The sequence below is a fragment of the Marinobacter sp. EhC06 genome (assembly GCF_001650915.1).
Classification (GTDB): Bacteria; Pseudomonadota; Gammaproteobacteria; order Pseudomonadales; family Oleiphilaceae; genus Marinobacter.
Window position 1 is genome coordinate 207,277 of record NZ_LXYO01000023.1, and the last position, 24,050, is coordinate 231,326.

A 24,050-nucleotide genomic window follows, 5' to 3' on the forward strand; every position below is an offset into this window, starting at 1 on the left:
GAATCTCAGAACAGGTTAACCGGCACTTTCAGGTACACCTGACCATTGTCTTCGGCCGGCGGCATGTGCCCTGCACGCATATTGACCTGAACCGACGGCAGAATCAGACGGGGCATGTCCAGGGTTGCATCCCGCTCGGTCCGCATTTTCACGAACTCTTCCTCGGAAACGCCTTCGTGGACATGAATGTTTGCTTCCCGCTGCTCCGCCACCGTGGTCATATGCTGGTACTCATCACGGCCAGGCGCCTTATAATCATGGCACAGGAAAATGCGGGTTTCTGCTGGCAGCGACAGCACCTTCTGGATGGACTGGTACAGGGTGCGGGCATCGCCACCCGGAAAATCACAGCGGGCGGTGCCAAAGTCGGGCATAAACAGCGTGTCACCCACGAAGGCGGCGTCGCCAACCACATAGGTCAGGCACGCAGGAGTATGGCCCGGGGTGTGCAGAACACGCCCCTCGAGACCACCAATGGCAAAGGTGTCGCCTTCCTTGAACAGCTTGTCGAACTGGCTGCCATCGCGCTGGAATTCTGTGCCGGCATTAAACGCCTTGCCAAATATCTCCTGAACATCGCGAATGTGCGCACCAATTCCGGTTTTGCCGCCCAGTTTGTCATGCAGGTAAGGCGCCGCAGACAGGTGATCCGCGTGTACGTGGGTTTCCAGAATCCACTCGACCTTCAGGTCGTTGCTACGGATGTACTCAATAATCTCATCAGCCGAGCGCACATCGGTGCGTCCTGCGGCGTAGTCAAAATCCAGGACCGAATCGAGAATGGCGCAGGCCTGGCTGTCCGGGTCACGCACCACATAACTGAATGTATTGGTGGGTTCATCAAAAAAATGCTGAACGATCGGGTTGCTCATGACGTCACCTCTGGATGATCCAAATATCACTTTTAATCTAAGGATATACTATTTGGTAATATGAGGTGAAATGATCTTTTTTTATATGCGCAATGTTCCTGATACATCAACAAGACAGTCCCGCCCCGCCTGCTTGGCCAGATAAAGTCGGTAGTCCGCCCCGGCGATGAGGGCATCCGGCGTTGCAGGGCGGTCAACGAACTCCTCTATCCCGGCAACGCCTGCGCTGACGGTAACCAGTATCTCATCCTCATCAAAGACAAAACTCTCCTCGTGCACGGCTTCGAGAATTCGCTGAACAAGCTGTCGCACATCGCCGTGCTCCACGGCACTGAAGACAACAATGAATTCTTCCCCTCCGAAACGGGCAACCACATCCATGGAGCGGGTCTGGCTCACCAGAATATCGGCAAACCGCTGCAGGATATAATCTCCCCCGAGGTGTCCGATGGAGTCGTTGATTTTTTTGAAGTGATCAATGTCGAAGATCGCCAGGGCGAAACGCTCTCCCCGACGGTTGCTGCGGGCCAGCATTTCATCCAGCCTTGGCATCAGGTAACGGCGATTGTGCAGGCCGGTCAGCGGGTCCCGAATTGACTGGTTCAGCAATTCTTCTTCCAGCCGGTTGCGCTCCAGGGCACCCGACAACAGGCCGGAGACGATAATCAACAGATCGGCCTGGTCCAGACGCCAGGTTCTTCGGCGAAGGGAGTCAACGCCAAAAAAACCCGTCACCCGTCCGCGTACCCGGATAGGCACGCAAAACATGGAGGACACTCCCTGTTCCTGAAGCAGCGCCCGCTCGGGTGCAGCTTCCCGGGGCAGCCGGTCGACATCTTCAATAAACACCACCCGGCTGCCACTGACCATCCCCTCGATCTGTTCCTGCCACCAGTGAAAACTCTCGATCGACACCTGCTGCTGCGTATCGATCAGGGCGGGCACACCGTCCCGGCACCACTCATGGGTATTGGTCATCACGGCGTAGTCGTCGGTAAAGCAGTACAGGTAGGCCCGGTCAACCTTGAAAAACAGTCCGATGGATCGCAGAAGTTCATCAATACACTGATCAATGGTGCCAAACCCGAGGTTGATGAATTCGGTGGACAGGCGGGCAATCAGCCGCTGAAAACCGGCCTGGAAGGAAAACTCCGCCTCGCTTTCTCGGAGACTCTGCTCCAGGTTCTTGTAATGCTGGATGTTGTGGAACTGACCGTACCAGAGGGTGCTGCCATCCGACTGCCGCTCGGGCTCCGCGTTAACCTCAAACCACTCGTAACCGCCATGCTCCAGCCTCAGCCGGGCCCGATAGCTCCAGGTCGTCAAAGTACCCGCCGAGGCACGAATACTCTCCATGACGGCATCCAAGTCGTCAGGATGGATCATTGCAAAAATCGGATCCGCGTTATCGCTCAAATCCTCGGGATCAATGCCAAAGAGCGACTGCACATGTTCGCTAATGAAGGGACAGCGGTGGGAATCGCCTTCCGAGCTCACCCAATAGATGAACAGGACTCCAGGAACCCCTGAGGCCAGTTTCTGGAAAAAACGGGCAGACAAACCGGTTTGCTGCCCGTTACCGGACCTTGACGCCTTGGACACCATGTCCTCCCAACGGACGAATCACCCCTGCTCATAACAGAGTGTAGCCTACGCTGACGGGAAGCAAACCGGTTCCGGAGACAACGAATCAGAGCGAGTCCAGGCGAATCCTGGCTTCTTCCCGCCGACCGGCATCGGCGACGTCCCGTCCGGCCCTGCCGGGTGCTTCGAGGGCTTTCTGCAGATAGCTCCGGGCCCGTTCCGGCTCGCCCTGGTCCAGCAGAAAATCGCCAAAGAAGAAATTGGCATCCATGCCATCAGGATTGATAGCCAATGCTTTCTGCAGATACTGTCGGGCCTTGTCGTCGTCCCCGAAGCCCAAAGGCCAGCCGGGCACCTGATAATAGAGGCTACCCAGCGATGTGTAGGCCGAGCCATCCAGCGCATCGGGATCAATCGCCAGGGCCGCCTCCAGTGATTTACGGGCATCCTTGACCAACCCCAATGCCCCCAGACCGCCCTTGGCGCCGGCGTAGGTGCTGAGCACAATACCCTGCCAGATCAGTGGCTCTGCCCGGTCCGGATAATAGGCGACAAACTGTTCTGCCTCGCTGGCCAGCCCTTCAAAGGCTTTCTCCTTCTCGTCCTCCGGCACCTGATACTGGACCTCCGCCCAGCGATGCTGGATATCGGCCAGTTCGGTCTCCAGAGCCGCCGCCCAGAGTGGCTGGGCCGCCAGACACAGGATCACCAATAGCACTCGTTTCATGACAACACTCCCGAATTCAGAAACCGCCGGATGACCGGCAATTGCTTCAGCATGGCCTTATCGACAATTCTGGGCAGGATGCCGTTGATCACCACAAACAGCTTTTCCGGCCAGCCCAGGAAGCGCCGGCGATCGTCATTTTCCATGGCGGCAAGAATCTGCGAAGCCACGGCTTCCGGCGCGTCCATGGCATTGCCGAGGGCCCGGTTAAGCTCGTTTACGGCCTCTGGATTCATGTCCGTGGCGGTAGCCCTGGGCGCTACATAGATCACCTGGACCTGGGTATCGGCCAGTTCCCGTCGAAGCGCTTCGGTAAAGCCGCGCAGCCCGAACTTGCTGGCGCAATAGGCGGTGTAACCGGGGAAACCGATGCTGCCAAAAGTGGACCCCACGAACACCAGGGCACCCTGGCCGGCTTTTTCAAACCTGGGTGTAAAGTGCCTGGCCACAATCATTGCTGACCGGAGATTGACGGCGATCTGGGCGTCCAGTTCGCTGACTGCTATATTCTCGAGGCTGGCAAAGCGATTCTGACCGGCGCAGTGGATCACCCCATCGATGCCTGGATAGGCGTCACTGAGACGAACCAGCTGTTGGTCGAGGTCGGGCGCCGCGAGGTCCAGGTGAACGAGCGAGACACCTTCACGGTGCTCAAGCTTTTCCGGATGCCGGGAGGCGACAATCACCCGGGCGCCAGCTCTCACCAGGGGTTCAACCAGCGCCTTGCCGATACCGCCGGTGCCACCCAGCAGAAGAAACGCCCGATCATGCAGCCTCATGGCGCTGCTCCTTGCGGTTCGACGGCCCAGGAACAGAAACGACAGGAATGCTGTGCAGCATATCGCCATAGAGCCGATAGACCATGCGCGCGGCTTCGATGATCGCCTGCTGGTCATCGGGGTCGGTGATCTCGTTCATCAGGTTACGGAAAAATTCGAAATGCTCCTGATCCAGAGCACCATGGGAGTATAGATAGCTGAAGGCCTCATCCGGCAGCCCGAGCTGTTGCTGGATCGCCTCACCGAGCGGCGTCGCCAGCTCAATCGACGTGCCTTCCAGCACCTGAACCATACCGAAGAACGCCGCCGGGTTGCCGCGGTTAATGCGGTCATAAAGGTAAGCGACCATCAGTTCGATGGAGGTATCGGGGGTGCCATGACGGATGGCCTCCTTATCTTCCCCGCAGGCCGCAAGGTCGTTGAGGATCCATTCATGGTGGCCGTACTCCTCCTCGATGTATTCCACCAGCGCCTTGCGCACGAATTCCAGGCGCTCAGGCAGGCGGCCACCGCAGGCCATCATCAACGGTACTGTGTGCTTAACGTGGTGATAAGCCTGGGTCAGAAACCAGGTGTATCCGGTCAGGTCGAAACGGCCTTCGCGGATAGCCTCAATCACGGGTGCGCCCATCACGTGGGCGCGGGCTTGCGCAGTTTCGGACTGCAGTCGATCGAAAAATGCCATGAAAGATCCTCCTGGCGGGTTTGAAACATCGGATTTGGAAACGGCTTCATTGGAAAAGAGGGAATTCGTGAAAACCGGAAACGCGCCTGCTAGCAGCGTCGGCAGGTCGGCCTGAATCTGCTGGCGTACAGGCCGTCCGTTTGCAGTTACGTAGCCTTCAGCCTGGCTCAGGGGCTGCCGGCGGATATAAATCCCGGACAGTCGGGCATAGTCCGGCAAGGTGTCATTCAGCGAGTCCAGTTGTGCGCGCAGCGCTTCGGGCGAGCGGCCGTCCTGGATAACCAGCAGGGCCGAGGGGCGGGGATCGCCATCGCCAAACACCACCGCCTGGCGCGCACCGAGCGCCTGAATCAGCTCACTCTCCAGCCACTCCGGGCTGATGTTGCGACCAAAGCTGGTAATAAGAAGATTCTTGGCACGACCGCTCACCGACAGGAAACCCTCTGTATCCCTGGCACCCAGGTCACCCGTATCCAGCCACTCATCCCCGGCAGGTTCATCGCCCAGATAGCCAAGGTGGGTGTTGCCACCCACCAGAATGTGGCCCCGTTCATCCACCCGGACCCGGACATGGGAAAGTGGTTTGCCCACCGACCCTTCGCGTTCGCTGTTGGGTACGTTCAGTGCCACCACCGAACTGCACTCGGAAAGCCCGTAACCCTCGTAAAGGGGCAGGCCGGCGGCGCGGCCCCGGGCAAGCAGGTCGGACGAAACCCGTCCGCCGCCAACCGCCAGGAACCGAAAGGAATCGCTATTCAAGTGTTGTTGTTCAGCCGCAGCTACCAGGGCCATGGCCAGTTCCGGCACCAGAATCAGGGATTGGGGCCGGTGCTCGTTGATGCCCTGCACCAGCTGCCCGATATCCAGGCCACTGCTGCCGGTCATCCCAAGATCATGCAGGGGCGCGACGACCACCGTGCTGCCCATAAGCAGTGGCAAATAAACCCCGGCGATATTCTCCAGCAGTGTGGCCAGCGGCAGGATACAAAGGTGTCGTTCAAGCTCGACATCTGCCAGCCGCTCCTTCAATGCCAGCGTGGTGGCTGTCATCTGCGCCACCGACAGGCAAACGCCTTTGGGGGTGCCGGTACTGCCAGAGGTGAAGGTGATTTTCGCGGTCTGCTCCGGCATCCAGGCTCCGGCACCAGACACCGGCAAATGCTTTAACCAGACCCCATGGCCAATGTGTTCACCGCCGTCGGTTGCCGCCGCAGACAGCAGACAATCCAGGCCTGCCCGCTCAGTCAGGTGTTCCGTCTGGGACCGCGAGAAAAACACCGGCACAGGCACACACACCACACCGGCCAGCAAACAGGCCAGATCCGCAAGAATCCAGGCCACGGAGTTGTCGCCACACAAGCCGGCCCGGCGCACACCAAGGCGGCTCAGCTGATCGGCCAGAGCCTCCGCCGCCTGCATCATCTGGGTATAAGTAAGGGCCGACTCCGGCCCCTGGAGAGCCGTACGGGAAGGATGGCTGCTCGCCCGGCGCGCCAGGAGTTCAGGCAATGTGGCCATAGGACCCTCCTGCCATCGTTTCTCCCTCAGGGGCCGCGGCCTCAACGGACTGAACCAGCCTTAGCAAACCCGCGCTGCGGAGCGCGGACATGCCATCTGCGACACGAATGGCCATCACCACCGGATGATGATCGTAGTAGCGCCCCCAGCCGGCGCCGCCATCGGGCAACCGGGAAGGGTCAGCCGTCGCCAGAACCTCGGTGGCAATACCCAGGCGATGAAAACTGTTCCGCAGCTGATCTGTGCCGGTGCAGACAACCCAGTCGTAGCCGGCCCCATCCAGCCACACCGACAGGGAGGCAAACAGAAAACGGCTGACGCCTGCTTCAACACCGGCCAGATGGGCAATCTCCGCAATCCGGTGACGTTCGACACCCGTGACCGGCATCACCGATTCCACCGGCACCAACAGGTAGTCCTCCAGAAACAGTCTTTCCAGCGCGGCGTTACGAACACCGACCGCTGCCAGAAGGCTGCCTTGCGCCGTGGTCAGGGCCAGGAGCGCCGGTATGCGCAGAGAAGGCTCGGCGCCATAGGCGTGCAGGAAGCGGCGGCGAATAAAACCCGCAACCGTCTCGGCCATTGCCGTGTCAGGACGGATCTCGTTAAACCAGCGACCGGCACAACGGATGACTGGAACCACCTCACCGGAATCCGGGGGACAACATGTGGACATCATCAGCGGGTCTGTCATAAAAGGCCTCCCTCAAGGTACGCCTCCCAGAGTAGGGCTCCAGCCTTAACCAAGGCTTAAGAACAGCCGGAAGTTTTCTTAAGCTGGCCTTAAGATTTCTGTGCCAGAATGATCACCAGACCTGTACCGGGACCTGCCATGCGGATATTGCTTGTAGAAGACGACCATCACCTGGCCAACACCATGCTGGGAATGTTGCGTGACGGACAGAACACAGTGGACTGGCTCGACGACGGCCAGCAGGCCCTGGGTGCACTCACCAGCGAGCACTTTGATCTGGCGATACTGGACCTCACTCTGCCGCGCGTTGATGGCCTGGACATTCTGAAGGCAGCCAGGAAACAGGGCGTGCAAACGCCGGTGATCATCCTGACTGCCCGTTCCGGTCTGGATGAAAAACTGACCGGCCTGGATGCCGGCGCCGATGACTACCTCACCAAACCCTTCGCCATGGCGGAGCTCAAGGCCAGGATCCGGGCAGTCACACGTCGGGGTTCCTCGGTGCCGCAGAACGGTCTGACGGTGGGCCAGCTGGTGCTCAACCCGGACTCCGGACAACTGACCACCGGCGACGAGACCAACACATTGCCCCGCAGTGAATTCCAGATTCTTCACTACCTGATGCGGCACCCCGACCAGGTAGCCACACGACGACGGCTGGAAGAGCAGCTTTACGGCTGGGACCAGGGCGCGGAAAGCAACGCCCTGGAGGTGCATATCCACCACCTGCGTCGCCGGGTTGGCAAGGAAACCATCCGGACCATCCGCGGTGTCGGCTATCTGCTCGACAGCCAGGCTGCCGCCAGGGTGACCGAATGTCCCTGACCCGCACACTTACCCTGCTGGTTACCTCCACCGTTCTGCTGATTGCGCTTGTCGCCGCGGCCTGGAGCTACATTGAAAGCAACCACGAGCTTGAAGAGCTGTTTGACGCTGAGCTGGCACAGAGCACGCGGATCGTCCAGGGACTGGTACAGCATCTGGCCGACACCCAGTCTGTGGAGCAACTGCCAAAAACCCTGAGCGAAACCCTGGAACTGCCCCGGCCCGACACGCCAGGTGTGGATTTCGAAGCGGACAACAATGAAATCCTGCCGGGCGGCACCGGGCACAAGTACGAGAAGAAGCTGGCATTCGAGGTCTGGACCCCGGAAGGCGAACCGCTGCTGGATACGCTCAAAGCGGACGACACCGAGGGCCTGACGCCCGGATACTCCTGGGCAGAGTCCAGCGGCTTTCGGTGGCGCGTGTTCACGCTTCAGGACCCGATTACGGGTTTCTGGATACGGACAGCACAGCGTGAGGATATTCGTGAAGAGCTCAGCGAGGAGCTGGCCCTGGGGAACATCCTGCCCCTGTTAATTGCCCTGCCCCTGCTGCTACTTGCCGCCAGTGCCGCCATCCAGCTCGGCTTCAGGCCGCTTCTAAAGCTTGAGCGCCCAATCCGCAACATGGCCCCGGAAAACATCCACCCCCTGGACGATCGCCAGGCACCCAAGGAAGTCGCGGGATTGGTGCAAGCGGTAAACGGCCTGCTCAGACGCCTGAACCAGGCCCTGGAGCGGGAAAGGCGATTCTCTGCCGATGCGGCCCATGAGCTGCGAACGCCGCTAACGGCCCTGCGACTGAACCTGGAAAAAGTCTACGAAAACGACCCTGAGCAATACGGCGACCTGATCCAGTCCGTTGACCGCATGGTGCACCTGGTGGAGCAGATGCTGCTGCTCAACCGGGTCGACTCTGGTGCTGATTTCACCCCGGAATACCACAACCTGTCCGCGATTGTGGAACAGAGCATCGCCGATGTGGCACCGCTGGCCCTGAAAAAGGACATCGACCCTGTGCTCCAGGACGATGCCGGCCAGGCTCTGGTGTGCTGTCACAGTGCGCTGATCAACACCCTCATGCGTTCCCTGCTGGCGAACGCCATCCAGTACAGCCCTGAACACACAATCATCGAGACACACCTGAAGCCTTCCGGCGAGGGATACCACATCACCGTATGCGACCAGGGCCCTGGCATACCCGCGGAGGAGCGCGAACGGGCGCTGAGCCGCTTTGTCCGCCTGGACCAGCGCCTTGGCGGCGGCGCCGGTCTCGGACTTGCCATCGCCCGGCGCATCGCGGAACTCCATGGTGGTCAGCTCACCCTCGGCGACCGGCCGGATGGCAACTCGGGCCTGTGCGTCAGCATCTGGCTGCCGGCCCGTGCGGCTTCCCGTCGCAGGCAGACTTAAGGTTGGTTTAAGGTTTGAAGAAGATACTCCTGCCCAAGTGAACAGGGCCGCCAGACGGCCCGGTTGATATTCCGTTTTCGAGGATGTCTCTACATGGGTCAGGAAAGAACGCTGTCGCTGGTTATCCCGGCCAAGGATGAAGAAGCCAACATCGCTACCCTGCTAACCGAGGCCTATGGGGTAATGCGTGACTATCACGGCTTCGAGGTGGTGCTGGTGGATGATGGCAGCACCGACAGCACGTTGGACACAGCCGTGAGAACCGCCCGGGCCCTCGGAGGCCGGTTATTGACCATTCGCCACGAGCGCAGCATCGGCCAGAGCGGTGCCCTGGCATCGGGTATCCGCCAGGCCAGGAGCAGGCTGATCGTTACCATGGATGGCGACGGCCAGAACGACCCGGCCGACATTCCCGCCATGCTCCAGAAAGCCAACACCATGAGGAACCCGGATTTCTGCATTGCCGGCTATCGCAAAAATCGCAAGGACACCGCCTGGAAACGCTTCCAGTCCCGCCTGGCGAATCGCGTGCGCGATGCCCTGCTCCATGACGGCGTGCCCGATACCGGCTGCGGCCTGAAGCTGTTCCCCCGGGAAACCTTTCTGAAGCTGCCCTGGTTCGACCACGGGCACCGTTTCATTCCAGCCCTGGTTCGGGGTGTGGGTGGCGATATCGCCATCGTGGAAGTGAACCACCGGCCACGCATTGCTGGCATATCCAAGTACAACGCCTGGAACCGGACCTGGGCTGGCATCCTGGATCTACTCGGTGTGCTCTGGTTGCTGCACCGTACCCGGGTTCCTGTCATCAGCAGTGCGGCGCAGGCTGATCCCCAGGCGGCAGCAGCGGAGCGCTCCTGATATGTTCAGGGGGGCCCGCTGGCTGGCCTTCGCCGCGTTGGTTCTGGTCGGCTATTTAACCATCCATAACGGCTGGCTCGACTTCATTGCCGACCAGAACGAAGTGGCGAACTATCTTCACAGCCATGGTGTCGGCGGATTAGTGGTGATTACCATTGCCGGTGCGTTGTTTACCGGCCTGGGTGCTCCACGCCAGTTGCTCGCCTTCGTGCTGGGTTTCGCCCTCGGCGGGCTCAACGGGACGCTGCTATCGACTCTGGCTGCCGCCATTGGTGCCACTGGCTGCTTCCTGACCGCCCGCTGGCTGCTGCGGACCTCGTTGAGCCGGCGGTTCAGCCACCGGATGCAGCAGTTTGATCGCCTGTTCCGGGAGCAGACGCTGTTGAAAGTTCTCATGGTCCGTTTGCTGCCGGTGGGCAGTAACCTGGTGACCAACCTGGTGGCAGGCTGCTCCGGGATCCGCTTCTCACCGTTCCTGTTCGGCAGCACCCTGGGTTACCTGCCACAGATGCTGGTGTTTGCCCTGGCCGGTGCCGGTATCGGCAATGCCAACGCCTATCAGCTTGCCGTGAGCATCGGCTTTTTCATTCTCGCCTCGCTGATTGGCGCCTTTCTCTATCACAGCCAGAGGGCCAGAACGCTGGCCGATTCCGTTTCCGACTCTCTCTGAGACCGACCCATGCCTGCATCACCTTTCGTTCGTCACCTGCCGGACACCGTGTTCAACCTGTCCCGCAATCAACTCCTGCTGGTATTGCTGGCCTTTGCCGCGGTCGTGATTTTTACCGGGATCGGACTACGTTCCCCCTGGCCTGCCGACGAACCGCGATTCGCGGAAGTGGCCCGGGAAATGGTGGCCTCCGGCCAGTGGCTGATCCCCATGCGCGGCGGCGAGTTCTACCCGGACAAGCCACCGGTGTTCATGTGGAGTATCGCCCTGTTCTACTGGCTGACCGGCAACCTGAAAATTGCATTCCTGCTGCCCAATGCACTGTGCAGCCTGCTGACACTGGGGCTGGTCTTCGATCTGGGCACCCGCCTGTGGAACCAACGAACCGGAGCCATTGCGGTCATGTTGCTGATGCTTGCACCACAGTTCGTGATCCAGGCCCAGAAAGCCCAGATCGACGCCATGGTCGCCTGCTGGATTGCGGTTGCCTGCTACGGCCTGATCCGGCACTTTTTCACCGGGCCCGCCTGGGACTGGTACTTCGTTGGCTGGGCGTTTATGGGGCTCGGGATCATCACCAAAGGGGTTGGCTTCCTGCCGGCGCTGATGCTCATTCCGATCGTGGTCATGAAGCTTCGCGATCGCGCACTGTTCCGTGGCACGCTCACCTGGCGCTGCGCATTGGGTCCGCTGGCCATGCTGGCCGTGGTTGCCGCCTGGCTGATTCCCATGGTGCTTTACGTTAACAATCTCGGCACCGAAGAAGCCCTGGCCTACCGAAACAACATCCTGTTCAAGCAGACCGGCGAGCGCTATGCCGACTCATGGGGCCATATCCAGCCCTGGTATTACTACCTCACCAGCGTAATACCCTCGCTCTGGTTTCCTCTTCCATTGTTGCTGCTGGCCCTGATCCGGCCCCTGTCCGAAACCGCCCGTTACCGCCCGATTGTTCCGGTGCTTCTGGGCTGGATCGCCCTGGTCATCGTGTTCTTCAGCCTCAGCCCCGGCAAGCGCGGTGTTTACCTGTTGCCGGCGTTGCCCATGCTGGCGCTGATTCTCGCCCCGCTGCTCAGCAGCCAGAAACCGGCGGGCTGGTTTCCACCGATTCTGACAGGCTTACAGTTCCTGCTCGGTATCGCGTTGATGGCGGTTGGCATCCTGGCCTGGAACGACCACCCCAAACTGGTTGAAAAAGTGGCCGACTACAGCGCCGATCCGGCCAAACTCCATGAGGCGGGAACGTTTGTCTTCGTCATAGGACTGGTCTGGCTGGTCAGCCTGCTTGGACTCTGGCGGTCACGGGCGCTGGGGCGCTGGTTTGCCGCAATGATGCTCACCTGGCTGCTTCTGAGCACCTGGGGCTATCAGATCCTTGAGCCCCTTCGAACCCCTCGCAACGTGCTGGCCGCCGCAGAACAGCATATCCCGCCCGGCGGCCAACTCGGCATGATCGATTTCCGGGAACAATTCATTCTGTTCTCAAGGCGGGACTTCACCCATTTCAGCTTCTTCAGCAGTCTGGAGCAGGAAAACCGCAATGCCTGGCTGTGGATGAAGGAAACCCCAGACAGCTATCTCATTGTCGCGGCTCCGAATGAGTTATCCTGTTTCACCAGAGAGGGTGCTGTTCAACTGGGTACAGCCCACCGGGAAAACTATCTTTTACTGGCCGATGAACAAATGAACCCCAGCTGTGCGTCGCCGGATAAGGTTAAATGGTTTACCACGCCCAAGCCTGGCAGTTGGCAAGACTGAGCTGGCGACGCATTAAGGCCGATCAATGGCGTTAGCAGAAGAATGAACGATGAAAGAACATGAAATTAGAGCACGTCGGGAAGAAAACCGCGTTGATTCCGTAAAAATCGTGCGATCTCCCTCTAATGCGCACGAATGGGTCATACTCTTCAAAGATATTGAAGGGAAAACCTTTTTCCTGATTTCTGACGACGATCATGTCTGCAGCTACCCAAACCTGGATGCGACCGTCGAGGCACTGGACGCCCTGGGATTTGCACGGGCGGAAGTTCTGTTCTGAAAGGCCTTACCCGGTTTTGGGCAGGGTCACCGAAACCTGCAGCCCCTGCCCTCCCGGGCCAGCACCCAGCCGGACTTCGCCGCCCATACCCCGAATCAGAGTGCGTGCAATGGCCAGGCCAAGGCCCGCGCCACCGGTTTCCCGATTGCGTGAGTGTTCCAAACGGTAAAACGGTTCGAAAACCCGCTCCCGTTCCGCTTCGGGAATACCCGGCCCCTGGTCGACGATTGTGACAACCGCCTCTGACTCTCTGGTTGCCAGCGCCACTTCCGCCTGCTCACCATAATTCACTGCGTTCTCAATGAGATTACGAAGGGCACGTTTGACGGCTTCGGGCTGGCCCTGGAGCACGCACCTAGGGCTTTCTTCACAGTGCACTGCTAGCCCCATCTCCTGAAGATCACCACAAAGGCTGTCCAGCAGGGTGGCCAGATCATAACGGCGATGCTGTTCAGTGGTGCTGCCCCGGATGAAATCCAGGGTAGCTTCCGCCAGATGCTGCATCTCCCTGAGAGAATCCAGAAGACGGTCCCTGTCCTCCCCATCTGGCAGCATTTCCACCCGCAGCCGCATGGAGGTGATGGGTGTCCTGAGGTCATGGGCCAGGGCCGCCAGCAGTCTTGCCCGGTCTTCCTGGGCCCGGCCAACCTGATCCTGCATCTGATTGAATGCGCGGGTAACCTCACGAACATCCTCGGGCCCCTTTTCAGGAATCCGGACTTTCTCTCCCCGCCCGAACGCGTGGGCTGCCCGGCTCAACTCGTTCATTGGCCGCAGGATTCGACGGACCGCCAGCAACAGGGTCAGCGTGAGCAGCACAGCGGTAATCCCAACGCTGGTCAGCGTGGCCTTTAACCACAACCAGGAGGGCGCCGGTGGCCGGGCACGGGCGTTGAACCATTGGCCGGAGGACAAGGCCAGGGAAACCCCCAGGACCGGGGGGCATTCGTGCCGGTCATCCCGATGGTCGTCCTCTTCACGGTGTTCTTCATACTCGTGGTGCTCATCATCTTCATCGTCATGCCGTTCACGGTCCCGATGTTCATCGCGATCCGGCAGGCAGTCTTCTTCGTCAGCCTCCATGGCTGTTCGAACCTGCTCCACCGGCAGCTCCAATTCCTCGGCCAGCCGGCGCGTCATGCCGGAGGCCCGATCCTCGGTCAGATAGGGCGCAGGATCGATAGAAAGCCGCAGAGTCGGGCTGGAGAGTGCCCGCAGAATTCGCTCCTGCCGTGCCGGGTCCGTGGTGTCGGCCAGGGTGTAGCCATCGGCCACCCGCTGGAGGACATTCTCCAGGCTGGCGCTGCGCAGAGCCCCCTGACGCTCGCCTGCCAGGATGACGATCGTAATGATCTGCGCCGCCAGCAGCACCAGAACCAGCAACAGCGCCAGCTGCCCAGCGGCGCGCCGGGGCCACAACCTCATTGTTCAGCCCCTTCGACCGCAGCAATCCACTGGTAGCCACCGCCCCAGATGGTCTTGATCAGCTTGGGGCTGCGGGCATCCGGGTCGATCTTTCGGCGCAGGCGGCTGACATGATTATCAATGCTGCGATCGAAGGCATCCGCCTCTCTGCCGAGGGTCAGATCCATCAGCTGATCACGGGACAACACCCGGCCGGCGTGCTCCAGGAAGGCGAGCAGCAGCTTGTACTCGGCGGTACTCAAAGACACCTCGACTCCTTCCGGATCGACGAGTTGATGGCGGTCTACGTCCAACTTCCAGCCCTCAAACGTCAGACACTGCCCGGCCATGGGGCTGCGTTGCGGTGGCAGTGCTGTGGTACGACGCAGAACCGCTTTTATGCGGGCCAACAACTCCCGGGGGTTGAAGGGTTTGGTGAGGTAATCGTCGGCGCCCATCTCCAGGCCGACGATGCGATCGGTTTCCTCGCTCATGGCGGTCAGCAGAATCACCGGCAACTCGGTGTGTTCACGAAGATACCGGCAGAGGGTGAGGCCATCGTCCCCGGGCATCATGATGTCCAGAACAACCAGGTCAACGGAGTGCTGCCGCAACTGTCGCTTCAGGGCATCGCCGCCATCCGCCAGCAGCACACGCAGGCCATGCTCCTGAAGATAGCGACCGACCAGATCGCGAATGTCTCGGTGGTCATCGACCACCAGGATTGTGGGAGAGTCGCTCACTCGTTACTCCGTTGGATTACCGTCTGCCCTGATTATAGGGGAGTCGACTTCCCGCTTGGGCGCGATCTTGTCAAAAACCGTCGCAATTCCCGGTCTTGCGACAAGTTGCGACAAAGTCGGCGTGTTACCGAGACAATTCTGCGACGTTTCCTTGGTGCAATGATTCCCGACCAACGATGACATTACGTCATGGGTTTCACCAACCAAGGAGTTCGACCATGAAGAAAACCACCACCATTGCTGCGCTCTCCGTCGCCGCACTGCTCAGCGCCACGCCCCTGCTTGTATCGGCAGATAACGACTACTGGGATGACGATCGCTACGAGGATCGTTATGAGAACCGCAGTGACGGCAAAGCCATGGGCGCCGACCTCAAACAATACAGCACCGAAGAAATGCGCATCATGGCCTATGGCCATGCCCTCAGACGCTTCGGCCCGGGTGTGAAGGTGTCTGTTGACGAGACTCCCGATGGCACCTACCGGGTACAGCTTCGGGATGCCGAACAGAACCTGATCCGGGAGCAGGAGTTCAACCATTTTGGAGATCCGGTTCGCGGCGGACGCCGGGACTGACTACCAGCAGCCAGCGCGGGGGCCTGTTCAGGTGCCCCGCCACCATTTGATCAAGGAGAATCACGATGACATTGATGGACGCTGACAACCGTTATGGTGTCGTTTCGCGGGCTGTGCACTGGATAATGGCCGTTCTGTTGCTGGTGATGCTTGCCAGCGAAGTCTGGTTTGAAGCCCTGGAACACACTCTCTCCGATGCTTCGCTTATGGCCTGGCATCAGACTCTGGGCCTGACAATCTTCGGATTGGTGATTTTTCGGGGTCTCTGGCGCTGGCTGAACCGCGCACGACTGTCACCACCGGCGCACTGGGCCACCATGGCGAAGCTCGGTCACGTTGCGCTTTACGCCCTGATGATTCTGATGCCGCTTTCAGGGCTGGCAACGTCTCTCGGCGAGGGCGATCCCGTTACCTTTTTCGGCTGGACAGTCTTTGGCTACGGCCCGGAAGTGGAGTGGCTGGAAGAGAGCGGCGAAGACGTCCACGAAATTCTCGCTAACGTGTTGTGGGTAATGATTGGCGTACACGTGGCGGCCGCCCTCGCGCATCAGTATGTGCTGGGAGACCGGATCATGAAGCGCATGGCGTGACAGCTCGAATACACGAAAACCCTGGAGCTCAAGCCACCGGCAGCGATTCGTCGCTGCCCCAGTCCGCCCAGGAACCGTCGTACAACGAGAGCTGGTTATACCCGGCCAGCTCCGCCGCCAGCAGAATGATGCAGGCGGTGATGCCAGAACCGCAGGAAAACACCAGTTGCTGCCCGTTTCCGGGCTGAAGGTTCGGAGCAAGCTGTTTGAACATTGCCGCCAGCTCACTGTCCGGTTTGAACCGATAACCGTCCAGCACCTCGGTAAACGGAAGGTTGAGCGAGTTAGGGATATGGCCACCACGCACACCCGGACGAGGCTCCGGGGCCTGGGCCAGGAACCGCGCCCGGGATCGCGCATCAATCACCGCTACTTGCTCGTCGTCCAGATGCTGTAGAACGAAGGCGGAATCCCGAACCCGTTCGCGGCCCAGACGGCCCGCCATGCTGCCGGCGGAAGCCGCACCCTGAACCGGAGCCGACACCGTTTCACGCCCCTCGTCTAACCACAGCGGCAGTCCACCATCCAGCACGAATACCTGTTCAAGGCCCATCGACCGCAGAATCCACCAGGCCCGGGGAGCGGAATAGATTCCCTGGTTGTCGTAAAGCACCACCAGGCTTTCAGGCGTTATGCCCAGCCTGCAAACTTCCTGCGTGAACTGTTCCTCGGTGGGAAACGCATGGATCTGGGACGATTCGGTATTGCAGAGCGTTCCCTCCAGATCGATCTGGTAACTCCCCGGTATCCACACCGGCTGGTCGTAAATGATCGGCTCCTTGCCAATAACCGTGGCCATACTGGCGTCGATCAGAACCAACCGTTCGTTATCGAGGTTTTCCTGCAGCCAGTCGGTGGTTACGAGTGGTGACGCCATGGTGTGCTCCTTTCCATACCAGAAATAAACGGCGGACTGCGCAGCCCGGCGAATCGCCAGATCTTCCCGACTGCCCTCAGGAGGTAGCCGCGATCACCGAGATTTCCACCAGCAACTCCGGCGACGCCATCTGAGCCTGAACGCAGGCCCTGGCCGGCGCCGTACCTTCGGGCACCCAGTTGTCCCACACCTCGTTCAGGGCCTTGAAATCGGCCATATCCGCCAGGTAGATCGTTGCCGACAGGATTCTGTCGCGGCTGGAACCAGCGGTCTCCAGCAACTCGTCCACTTTCTCCAGCATCCCGGTTACCTGGGTACGAATGTCGCCGTCCCGGTCCTTGGCAACCTGACCGCAAAGGTAAGCGGTGCCGTTGTGTTTTACGATCTTGCTCATTCGGTTGTTGGTGGCAATACGTTCAATGGTCATGGTAATGGCCTTGTTGGGGATTGGAGTGACTGTGTAACCAGAGACTGGTTAAGCTGCTTCGAAGTCCAGCCGATGAATACCCTCCAGATTGACTGTGCCGCGAGCTACCCATAGGTCATACATATCTTGCATCGCCAACCAACTCTCAGGAGTACGCCCGAGAACTTTGGACAGCCGCAGAGACATTTCAGGGCTAATGCCACTATCCCCTTTGAGCAAACGGGACAAAGTGGAGGGTGAAACGCCCAGACTGGAAGCAAGCTGACGAGAGCTGATACCGAAAGGCTCCAGGTACACCTCACGAATGAATTCACCAGGATGCGGCGGATTATGCATAGTCATTAGTGATAATCCTCATAATCAAGAATGTAGGCGTTGCCGTCCTGAAATTCGAACGTCATGCGCCAATTTCCGTTCACCCTAACGACCACCGGCCTTTGTCTTTTCCCTTCAATGGAAGAAGCCGAAAACCAGGGATATCCATGTCCTCCACTGAAGTCGCCGTATCCAGAGCCGCCAGCTGCATACGCAGCTTCTTGGCATGGTCGGGTTGTATGCCAGACGTGTGGCCGTTGGTTATGCCCTGGGCCCGATTTCAGATACAGAACTCCACGGACGAATATTCTTTAACTGATCCTCAAGGGCATCTTCCGCAATCTCAGTGTCGTAGGCTGCCTGAGCTCGCAACCAATAGCCATTGGACAAACCAAAGAAGCGACAAAGTCGCAGGTCCGTGTCTGCGGTTATCGAACGCTTTCCAGCAATAATCTGGCCTATCCTCTGAGCAGGCACCCCAATCTCTTTGGCCAAGCGGTATTGAGAAATACCCATCGGCTCAAGAAACTCTTCCTTCAGTAACTCGCCTGGCGTTACAGCTTCAATGTTGCGCATGAGTTACCTCCTAATGGTAATCAACAATTTCGACATCTTCCGCGCCAGCCTTGGTCCATCGGAAGCAAACCCGGAACTGCCTGTTGATTCGGATGCTGTGCTGACCTTGGCGATCACCAAGCAATGGCTCCAACATATTCCCGGGCGGTACTTTAAGATCATCCAACTGGCTTGCAGCCTGGAGTTGCCGAATTTTCCTCAAAGCAACTCGTTCAAAATTGACAAAGCGTCTGACTCGGCGCCCCCTTGCCAGCTTCTCGGTATCCTTACACTTGAACGATATGATCATATGGAAATGATGACGCAGAGCGTTAATAACGTCAAGCGTTAGTATGCGGCAAAGTAGGCTGAGAGAGGGGCATAACGCCAAAATTAAGCGGCGCCCGACTAGGGCGTCCGGTGGACGGCCGCTAGGCCGGGAACGAACTTGAATGATTGGTTAGGCATTTCTCAGTCTCCCGCACCGCATGGAGCTGCCGGTAGTTTGCCTGCCAGAGTTCGCTGCCAAGCAGTGGCCACCTCTTTGGAACTGAATGCTCTATGTAAGTCCCCACTGGAAATTGGCACCCATATTGTCGCCCTTAAGAACTCCCGATCACCGACAACAAAGCGGGTCATGCTGCCGCTGTTTGATTCAGTGAACCTCTCAAAACTCTTGGCGCCAACTTTTGTCAGCTTTACGTGAACTGGCCACCCGCTTTCGGTCTGTGCCCCTACTGCCGACTGCTGCACGTAGGCCGAACAAAGGTGGAAATCTAGCTCAGCTTCTGCTGTAACAACGCTGGGGATAACCAGCAACAAAATAGCGATCCATTTCAGCGTGACGATTGCCTAACAGCTAATTCAACGACAAATGACATCTATCCCAGCTTCACCTTTCCACCACTCGGCAGCATTAGATTTCCACGCTGTATCAAACAATTACCAGTCTTAAACCGTAGCCGGGCCGGGGATGGGCGTCAATTTTCGTCCGGCCGCCTGCTCGTTTATTCCCAGGCTCTTTGTGGTCCGTGATTTTGGCCTTTAGCCCGGAACAAACACCGGAAAACCATCCAGTTCGGCAGAAAGCAAACGCTGGCCAAACAGGCTTTCGAGTGCAGAGGTGACCAGCATGTCGCGGGCCGGGCCCCAGCAGGCCTGGCCATCGGGATACAGGAGGAGGATCTGGTCGCACCATCGGGCGGCCAGATTGAGGTCGTGGAGGCACATGAAGACAGCCCGGTCGCAGGCTGCCTGCTGGCGCAGCAGCTTCATAACGGCAGTCTGATGCTGTAAGTCCAGATGATTGGTCGGCTCGTCCAGGAGCCAGATTTCCGGGCTTTGGGTCATCAGGGTGGCAATGGCTACCCGCTGGCGTTCGCCGCCGGATAGGGTGTTCACCAGGCGATCTTTCAGGTGGATCGCGTCCAGGGCTTCAAGGGCCCGTTCTGCAATCGCCAGATCCTCACCACTCTCCATCTGCCAGGGTAACAGCCAGGGGTGGCGACCGATCAGGGCGGTTTCCAATACAGTTGCCGGGAATCCATCCTGCCGGTCCTGGAATACCAGGCCCATCTGTTGCGAGACGGTCTTGCGGCGGATGTCGCCCAACGGCGTACCATCGAGCAGCAGTTGTCCGCTTCGGGGCTCCCACAATCCTGCCAGGGTGTGAAGCAAGGTGGTTTTGCCCACGCCGTTGGGGCCCAGCACACCCCAGACCTGTCCCGGTTCGATCACCAGATTCAGGGGAACGCCTGAGGCACGCCCCGGAATGTCGATGATCAGCGCTTCGGTGGTCAGGCGTGTCATCATCGGCTCCTATACAACAGGTACAGGAAGGTCGGGACGCCGATCAGCGCGGTGATCACGCCAACTGGCAACTGTTCCGGCGCGATGACCACCCGTGCCAGGGTGTCTGCAAGCACCAGCAGCGTGCCGCCGGCCAGTGCGCAGGCTGGCAGAATCAGGCGCTGGTCGTTGCCCAGCACCAGCCGCAACATATGCGGCACCACCAGACCAACAAAGCCGACCGAACCGGCCATGGTGACGGCGGTTGCGGTCAGCAGGCTGGCCATCAGGTAGATCGACCATTCCAGTGGTCGCACCGAAACGCCCAGGGCCGCCGCCTGTAGGGAACCCCGGGCCAACACGTTCAGGGCCCGGCCCAGCGGAAACACCATCAGGCATACCAGCACCAGAATGATCAGCCCCGGCCACGGCGTGGCTGCGTGGGAAAGATCGCCCATCAGCCAGTACAGCATGCCCGGCAATCGGCTGGCCGGGGTCATCGAGAGGATCAGGGTAATGATGGCGCCCCAGCCGGCGGCGACCACCACACCGGTGAGCAACAACCGCGAGGGCGTCCAGCTGCCACTGCCGTGGGCCAGGCCAAACACCAGCAGAGTCGCCAGCATCGCGCCGGCAAACGCGGAGCCGGATACCAGAAAACCGCCAACGCCGGCCAGCATGGCCAGTAACGCGCCCACTGCCGCGCCACCTGAGAGCCCCAACACGTAGGGATCGGCCAGGGGGTTTCGCAACAATACCTGCATTAAAGCCCCGGCCACGGCCAGCAAACCGCCGGTGGCAAACGCACTCAGTGTCCGGGGCAGCCGTAACTCCAGAATCAGCGTTTTCTGTAACTCGGTACCACTTCCGGTTATCACACGCAGCGTGTCCTCAAAGCCGATGGCCGTGCTACCGATACCGACGGAGAGCAGGGCCGCCAGAAATCCTGCCAGCAACAGAACGAGGAGTGGTTTGTAAGGGCTAGAGATTGGCACGGGCCTGCTCCAGGGTCTGGCACAGGTGTCTGGCGCCGTCTGCCATTCGTAGCGTAGGGCGCGCCAGCAGGTCCGGCGGTTCGAGGAAGAGGTTGCCGGCGGCTACCGCTGCCAGGCCCGGAAACTCACGCCAGGCTTCCAGCCACTGCCTGTCATCCGAAGACCCGGCGGTGATAATGGCTTCGGGGTTGGCTTCCAGAACCGCCTCCCGGCTTATCCGGGGCACCAGCCGTGGCAGCTCGCCGAACAAATTCACGCCGCCGCACAGGGTTATGGCCTTGCTGATCAGCTCGTCCCGATTCACGGTCATCAGTGGCTGGTCCCATATCTGGTAGAACACCTTAACCGGTCTGGCATCGGCATACTGAGCTTTCAGCGTGGCCATTTCTGCGCGAAACGCTTCGGCCCGCTCAGCGCCGAGCTCCGGTGAACCCGTCAGCAACGCCAGATCCGACACCGCCACGGCAATGTCGTCAAACGTTCGTGGAGCAAGCCAGAAAACGAGAATGCCAAGGCCGGACAGCCGTTCCAACTGGCTGCGGGAATTCCCATCCACCCAGGCCACCACCAGCTCCGGCGCCAGCGAAACAATGGATTCCAGATCCAGGCGATTGCTGTCGCCCACCTGCGGCAAATCCGCAGCCTCTGCGGGATAGTCACTCCAGGCACTCACCGCCACCACCCTGTCACCGGCGCCTGCAGAGAACAACAGCTCGGTGGCGCCCGGTGACAGGGAGACAACGCGTTGCGCGGGTTCCGCCAGGCATACACGCTGGTTCAGCGCGTCCCTTGCACAGGGCCCCTCTGCCTGTGCCAACAAGGGCGCAAGCAGAGACAGCACACACAATGCAGCGAGCCCGGAGTGCCTCATAGAGGGTGGAAGCCTCTTGGATCGGTGAATTTACTGCTGGAAATCATAGCGCACCGAGGCCATGAAGGTTCGGCCGGCGGCCAGATAGTCGAAAGGCGCGAAGGTTGCACTGTCATAGCCAATGCTGGTGGCATAGCGACGATCCAGTACGTTATCGACCTTGAACGAGGCCGACCAACCAGGCTGAAAGTTCCAGGCAGCCCTCAAGTCCACAGTGCCATAGCCTGGCAGCAGGCTGGTGTTCGCTGCGTCGTTATAGCGGTCGCTCTCGGCGATAAAGCTGGCTCCCACAGACCACTGAGAAAACAGGCGATCAATATCCAAACGCACATTCTTTTCCGCGCGACGCGGTAAACGGGCGCCGGTATCGCGGTTCTCGGTATCCGCGTAGGTTACCGCTGCCGCCAGATTCCAGTCAGCAGTCTCGATACCGGAAGAAACCTCAACGCCACGGATTCTGGCCGTTTCGACGTTTTCCATGGTGCCCTCAAACGTCACCGGGTCAGAGACATAGGTAATCAGGTCTTTCACATCGTTCTGGTAAATCGCAATGTCCCAGAACCAGCGATCGTAACGCCCGGAGAAACCGGCTTCGACCATCTGCCCCTCTTCCGCATTGAGGTCGGGATTACCGGTGTAGAACGGCACAGTCAGGTAAAGATCATTAAAGGTTGGTGCCCGGAACGACGTTGCATAGCTGAGGCGAAAACGATGGGCGCGGTCCAGCTGGTGACCAAAGGCCACACCGCCAGTCTCCTCTTTGCCGTAGGCCTCGTTGTCATCAAGACGCAGACTGAGCATCAGATCGGTGGCATCAAAGTTCAGACGACCCTGGCCAAAAACCGCGCTGTTGGTCCGGCTGTCTTCCGTGAAATTGCTGGTGCCATCCACTTCATCAATCATGACTTCCGTGCCCAGAACCAGCTCATGAACACCGGCCGTCAGGGTGTTTTCCCAGCGCGCTGAGCGAGACAGTGTGTCGAAAGTACTGGGATTGGCTCCGAAGGTATCCTGTTCGTCGCGGGCTTCCGAGAACTGGATCCGTGTGCGCCAGTAGTCACTTGCAACCGCTTCCAGATGTAAGCCCATGGCACGGATCAGGAAATCGGTATCACCGCCTTCAAACTCGGTGTTACCTTCGGACTGGAACACGGTCAGCCCTGCGCCGCCACCCTGGTCAAAACTGTGGCTCAGCTTGGCCAGGCCGCCGGTGTTCCGAAAGCCCTTGTCTTCACCGCCATCTCTCAGATTGGTGCCATCGGTGTCCGAATAGACGCCACTGGCCAGGAACGAGGAACGGCCTTCCCGGCCAGCCAATCCAACGGTAACCTCACGGGTTTTATGGGAGCCCCCTTTTAGTTCGCCCCAACCCTGGCGCCCGGCTTCAGGTTCCAGGGTGAACGCCTGGATGACACCACCCACCGCATCGGCACCGTAGAGCGAGCTCTTCGCGCCCCGCACCAGTTCAACCCGTTCCATCAATTCCGGAGGCAAAAACTGCCAGGGCGGGATGCCCGCAGAGGCAGAGCGCAATCGGATACCATCAAGAAGCAGCACTGTACCTGAGCTCCCCGCGCCCCGCAGGAATACGCTGGTGGTCTTGCCGTAGCTGCCGTCCGACACCACATTGATCCCCGGCTGGGCGCGCAGCAAATCGCGGAATTCCGCGGGCTGTTGCCGATCAATATCCTCCTTCTCGATGACCGTAACCGAAGACAAACTCTCACCAACGGTCTTTGGCCCCAGTGTCGCGGTAACCACGATTGGATCCAGGGCATCGGATTCCGGGGCAGACTGGGCCGAGACGGCCATAGGCAGGGCGGCCAGGGAAACGCCGGCCAATACAACAGGGCATTGAATTCTGAACATGAAGCTTGCTCCGCACTCCGCGCGCACCCGCACGGGAATCTGGGTTTTGTTGCGGAACAGGGAATGGGGGCAGGCGGTAGACTGGTGTCAGGAAAGCGGAACCGGCATATCACCCACCCAGGTTGCCCACCGCAACATCGGGTGTTTTTCCAGGCCGGTCTCCGGGCTGGCAGGCGGAACCCTGGGTTCCCGGGCAATCACCTTCCCATGTCGTGGCGACACAGTGGCGCAAAGATTGCCGTTGTCCTGCTTACCGTTGCGGGGGCAGCATCGGACTTGCACTGGCGTGACCAGGCTCACCGATTTCCCGTTTCACCCGTCGCGCTTTGCGACGGGCACCTGAAAAAAGTGTGGCAAGGCTAGCAACACCCGGGTA

At 59.6% G+C, this 24,050-nt stretch carries 25 protein-coding genes, 1 pseudogene and 1 riboswitch; of the genes and pseudogenes, 8 read left to right on the plus strand and 18 right to left on the minus strand.

Annotated features, from left to right (window positions below; all coding sequences use genetic code 11):
• Positions 1-5: 5 nt before the first annotated feature.
• From A8B84_RS10945 to A8B84_RS10970, 6 genes are all read right to left on the minus strand, one after another.
• On the minus strand, positions 6-872 hold the full coding sequence (locus tag A8B84_RS10945) for an MBL fold metallo-hydrolase (protein WP_064229222.1): 867 nt from the start codon (positions 870-872) through the stop codon (positions 6-8).
• An 81-nt stretch (positions 873-953) separates the two neighbouring features.
• Positions 954-2,477: a diguanylate cyclase gene (locus tag A8B84_RS10950; RefSeq protein ID WP_064229223.1), complete on the minus strand. Its 1,524-nt coding sequence runs from the start codon at positions 2,475-2,477 to the stop codon at positions 954-956.
• A gap of 85 nt (positions 2,478-2,562) precedes the next feature.
• Complete coding sequence (locus A8B84_RS10955; protein ID WP_064229224.1) at positions 2,563-3,183, minus strand: tetratricopeptide repeat protein; 621 nt, start codon at positions 3,181-3,183, stop codon at positions 2,563-2,565.
• Positions 3,180-3,962, minus strand: coding sequence for an SDR family oxidoreductase (locus tag A8B84_RS10960; protein ID WP_064229225.1), 783 nt, complete (start codon positions 3,960-3,962; stop codon positions 3,180-3,182). Before A8B84_RS10960 ends, A8B84_RS10955 begins: the two co-directional genes overlap by 4 nt.
• Complete coding sequence (locus tag A8B84_RS10965; protein ID WP_064229226.1) at positions 3,949-6,165, minus strand: AMP-binding protein; 2,217 nt, start codon at positions 6,163-6,165, stop codon at positions 3,949-3,951. Before A8B84_RS10965 ends, A8B84_RS10960 begins: the two co-directional genes overlap by 14 nt.
• The gene (locus A8B84_RS10970; RefSeq protein ID WP_201257889.1) at positions 6,149-6,859 is read right to left on the minus strand and encodes a thermostable hemolysin; all 711 of its coding nucleotides are present in this window, start codon (positions 6,857-6,859) and stop codon (positions 6,149-6,151) included. The genes A8B84_RS10965 and A8B84_RS10970 overlap by 17 nt, the downstream gene beginning before the upstream one ends.
• Positions 6,860-6,997: 138 nt before the next feature.
• Between A8B84_RS10970 and A8B84_RS10975 the strand changes: the two genes are divergently transcribed.
• The 6 genes from A8B84_RS10975 to A8B84_RS11000 all read left to right on the plus strand — a co-directional run bounded on the left by A8B84_RS10975 (position 6,998) and on the right by A8B84_RS11000 (position 12,665).
• Positions 6,998-7,684, plus strand: a complete 687-nt coding sequence (locus A8B84_RS10975) for a response regulator transcription factor (RefSeq protein ID WP_064229227.1) — start codon at positions 6,998-7,000, stop codon at positions 7,682-7,684.
• Positions 7,675-9,096 (plus strand): ATP-binding protein, encoded by a 1,422-nt coding sequence (locus A8B84_RS10980; protein ID WP_064229228.1) that lies wholly within the window; start codon positions 7,675-7,677, stop codon positions 9,094-9,096. Before A8B84_RS10975 ends, A8B84_RS10980 begins: the two co-directional genes overlap by 10 nt.
• 93 nt (positions 9,097-9,189) lie before the next feature.
• Positions 9,190-9,957, plus strand: coding sequence for a glycosyltransferase family 2 protein (locus A8B84_RS10985; protein ID WP_064229229.1), 768 nt, complete (start codon positions 9,190-9,192; stop codon positions 9,955-9,957).
• Position 9,958: 1 nt separating this feature from the next.
• Positions 9,959-10,627, plus strand: coding sequence for a TVP38/TMEM64 family protein (locus A8B84_RS10990; RefSeq protein WP_064229230.1), 669 nt, complete (start codon positions 9,959-9,961; stop codon positions 10,625-10,627).
• A gap of 9 nt (positions 10,628-10,636) precedes the next feature.
• Positions 10,637-12,385, plus strand: a complete 1,749-nt coding sequence (locus A8B84_RS10995; RefSeq protein ID WP_064229231.1) for an ArnT family glycosyltransferase — start codon at positions 10,637-10,639, stop codon at positions 12,383-12,385.
• A 49-nt stretch (positions 12,386-12,434) separates the two neighbouring features.
• A complete protein-coding gene (locus tag A8B84_RS11000; protein WP_064229232.1) occupies positions 12,435-12,665 on the plus strand; it encodes a hypothetical protein in 231 nt (76 codons plus the stop codon).
• A 6-nt stretch (positions 12,666-12,671) separates the two neighbouring features.
• Here the strand turns inward: A8B84_RS11000 and A8B84_RS11005 are convergent, their stop codons facing one another.
• Together A8B84_RS11005 and A8B84_RS11010 are read right to left on the minus strand one after the other, a co-directional pair.
• A complete protein-coding gene (locus tag A8B84_RS11005; RefSeq protein ID WP_064229233.1) occupies positions 12,672-14,090 on the minus strand; it encodes an ATP-binding protein in 1,419 nt (472 codons plus the stop codon).
• On the minus strand, positions 14,087-14,812 hold the full coding sequence (locus A8B84_RS11010; RefSeq protein ID WP_064229234.1) for a response regulator: 726 nt from the start codon (positions 14,810-14,812) through the stop codon (positions 14,087-14,089). The genes A8B84_RS11005 and A8B84_RS11010 overlap by 4 nt, the downstream gene beginning before the upstream one ends.
• A 218-nt stretch (positions 14,813-15,030) precedes the next feature.
• Between A8B84_RS11010 and A8B84_RS11015 the strand changes: the two genes are divergently transcribed.
• Both A8B84_RS11015 and A8B84_RS11020 read left to right on the plus strand, forming a co-directional pair.
• Positions 15,031-15,387 carry a hypothetical protein gene (locus A8B84_RS11015; RefSeq protein WP_064229235.1) on the plus strand — a complete coding sequence of 119 codons (357 nt, stop codon included), beginning with the start codon at positions 15,031-15,033 and terminating at the stop codon, positions 15,385-15,387.
• Positions 15,388-15,452: 65 nt separating this feature from the next.
• The gene (locus A8B84_RS11020; protein WP_064229236.1) at positions 15,453-15,977 is read left to right on the plus strand and encodes a cytochrome b; all 525 of its coding nucleotides are present in this window, start codon (positions 15,453-15,455) and stop codon (positions 15,975-15,977) included.
• A gap of 28 nt (positions 15,978-16,005) precedes the next feature.
• Here the strand turns inward: A8B84_RS11020 and A8B84_RS11025 are convergent, their stop codons facing one another.
• From A8B84_RS11025 to A8B84_RS11070, 10 genes and pseudogenes are all read right to left on the minus strand, one after another.
• Positions 16,006-16,854 carry a sulfurtransferase gene (locus tag A8B84_RS11025; RefSeq protein WP_064229237.1) on the minus strand — a complete coding sequence of 283 codons (849 nt, stop codon included), beginning with the start codon at positions 16,852-16,854 and terminating at the stop codon, positions 16,006-16,008.
• Between the two features lie 76 nt (positions 16,855-16,930).
• Complete coding sequence (locus tag A8B84_RS11030) at positions 16,931-17,281, minus strand: RidA family protein (protein ID WP_064229238.1); 351 nt, start codon at positions 17,279-17,281, stop codon at positions 16,931-16,933.
• Between the two features lie 48 nt (positions 17,282-17,329).
• Entirely contained in the window at positions 17,330-17,623 is a 294-nt protein-coding gene (locus tag A8B84_RS11035) for a HigA family addiction module antitoxin (protein WP_012137899.1), read from the minus strand.
• Positions 17,623-17,807, minus strand: a pseudogene (locus tag A8B84_RS11040) (type II toxin-antitoxin system RelE/ParE family toxin). Before A8B84_RS11040 ends, A8B84_RS11035 begins: the two are co-directional and overlap by 1 nt.
• Before the next feature lie 50 nt (positions 17,808-17,857).
• A complete protein-coding gene (locus A8B84_RS11045; RefSeq protein ID WP_064229239.1) occupies positions 17,858-18,172 on the minus strand; it encodes a HigA family addiction module antitoxin in 315 nt (104 codons plus the stop codon).
• Between the two features lie 10 nt (positions 18,173-18,182).
• A complete protein-coding gene (locus tag A8B84_RS21325) occupies positions 18,183-18,461 on the minus strand; it encodes a type II toxin-antitoxin system RelE/ParE family toxin (RefSeq protein ID WP_082905144.1) in 279 nt (92 codons plus the stop codon).
• Positions 18,462-19,195: 734 nt separating this feature from the next.
• The gene (locus A8B84_RS11055) at positions 19,196-19,960 is read right to left on the minus strand and encodes an ABC transporter ATP-binding protein (protein WP_064229241.1); all 765 of its coding nucleotides are present in this window, start codon (positions 19,958-19,960) and stop codon (positions 19,196-19,198) included.
• Positions 19,960-20,934 carry a FecCD family ABC transporter permease gene (locus A8B84_RS11060; RefSeq protein WP_064229242.1) on the minus strand — a complete coding sequence of 325 codons (975 nt, stop codon included), beginning with the start codon at positions 20,932-20,934 and terminating at the stop codon, positions 19,960-19,962. Before A8B84_RS11060 ends, A8B84_RS11055 begins: the two co-directional genes overlap by 1 nt.
• Positions 20,921-21,805 (minus strand): cobalamin-binding protein, encoded by an 885-nt coding sequence (locus A8B84_RS11065; protein ID WP_064229243.1) that lies wholly within the window; start codon positions 21,803-21,805, stop codon positions 20,921-20,923. Before A8B84_RS11065 ends, A8B84_RS11060 begins: the two co-directional genes overlap by 14 nt.
• 30 nt (positions 21,806-21,835) lie before the next feature.
• Entirely contained in the window at positions 21,836-23,674 is a 1,839-nt protein-coding gene (locus A8B84_RS11070; protein ID WP_064229244.1) for a TonB-dependent receptor plug domain-containing protein, read from the minus strand.
• Positions 23,675-23,808: 134 nt separating this feature from the next.
• Positions 23,809-24,032: riboswitch (cobalamin riboswitch) on the minus strand.
• Positions 24,033-24,050: the final 18 nt, after the last annotated feature.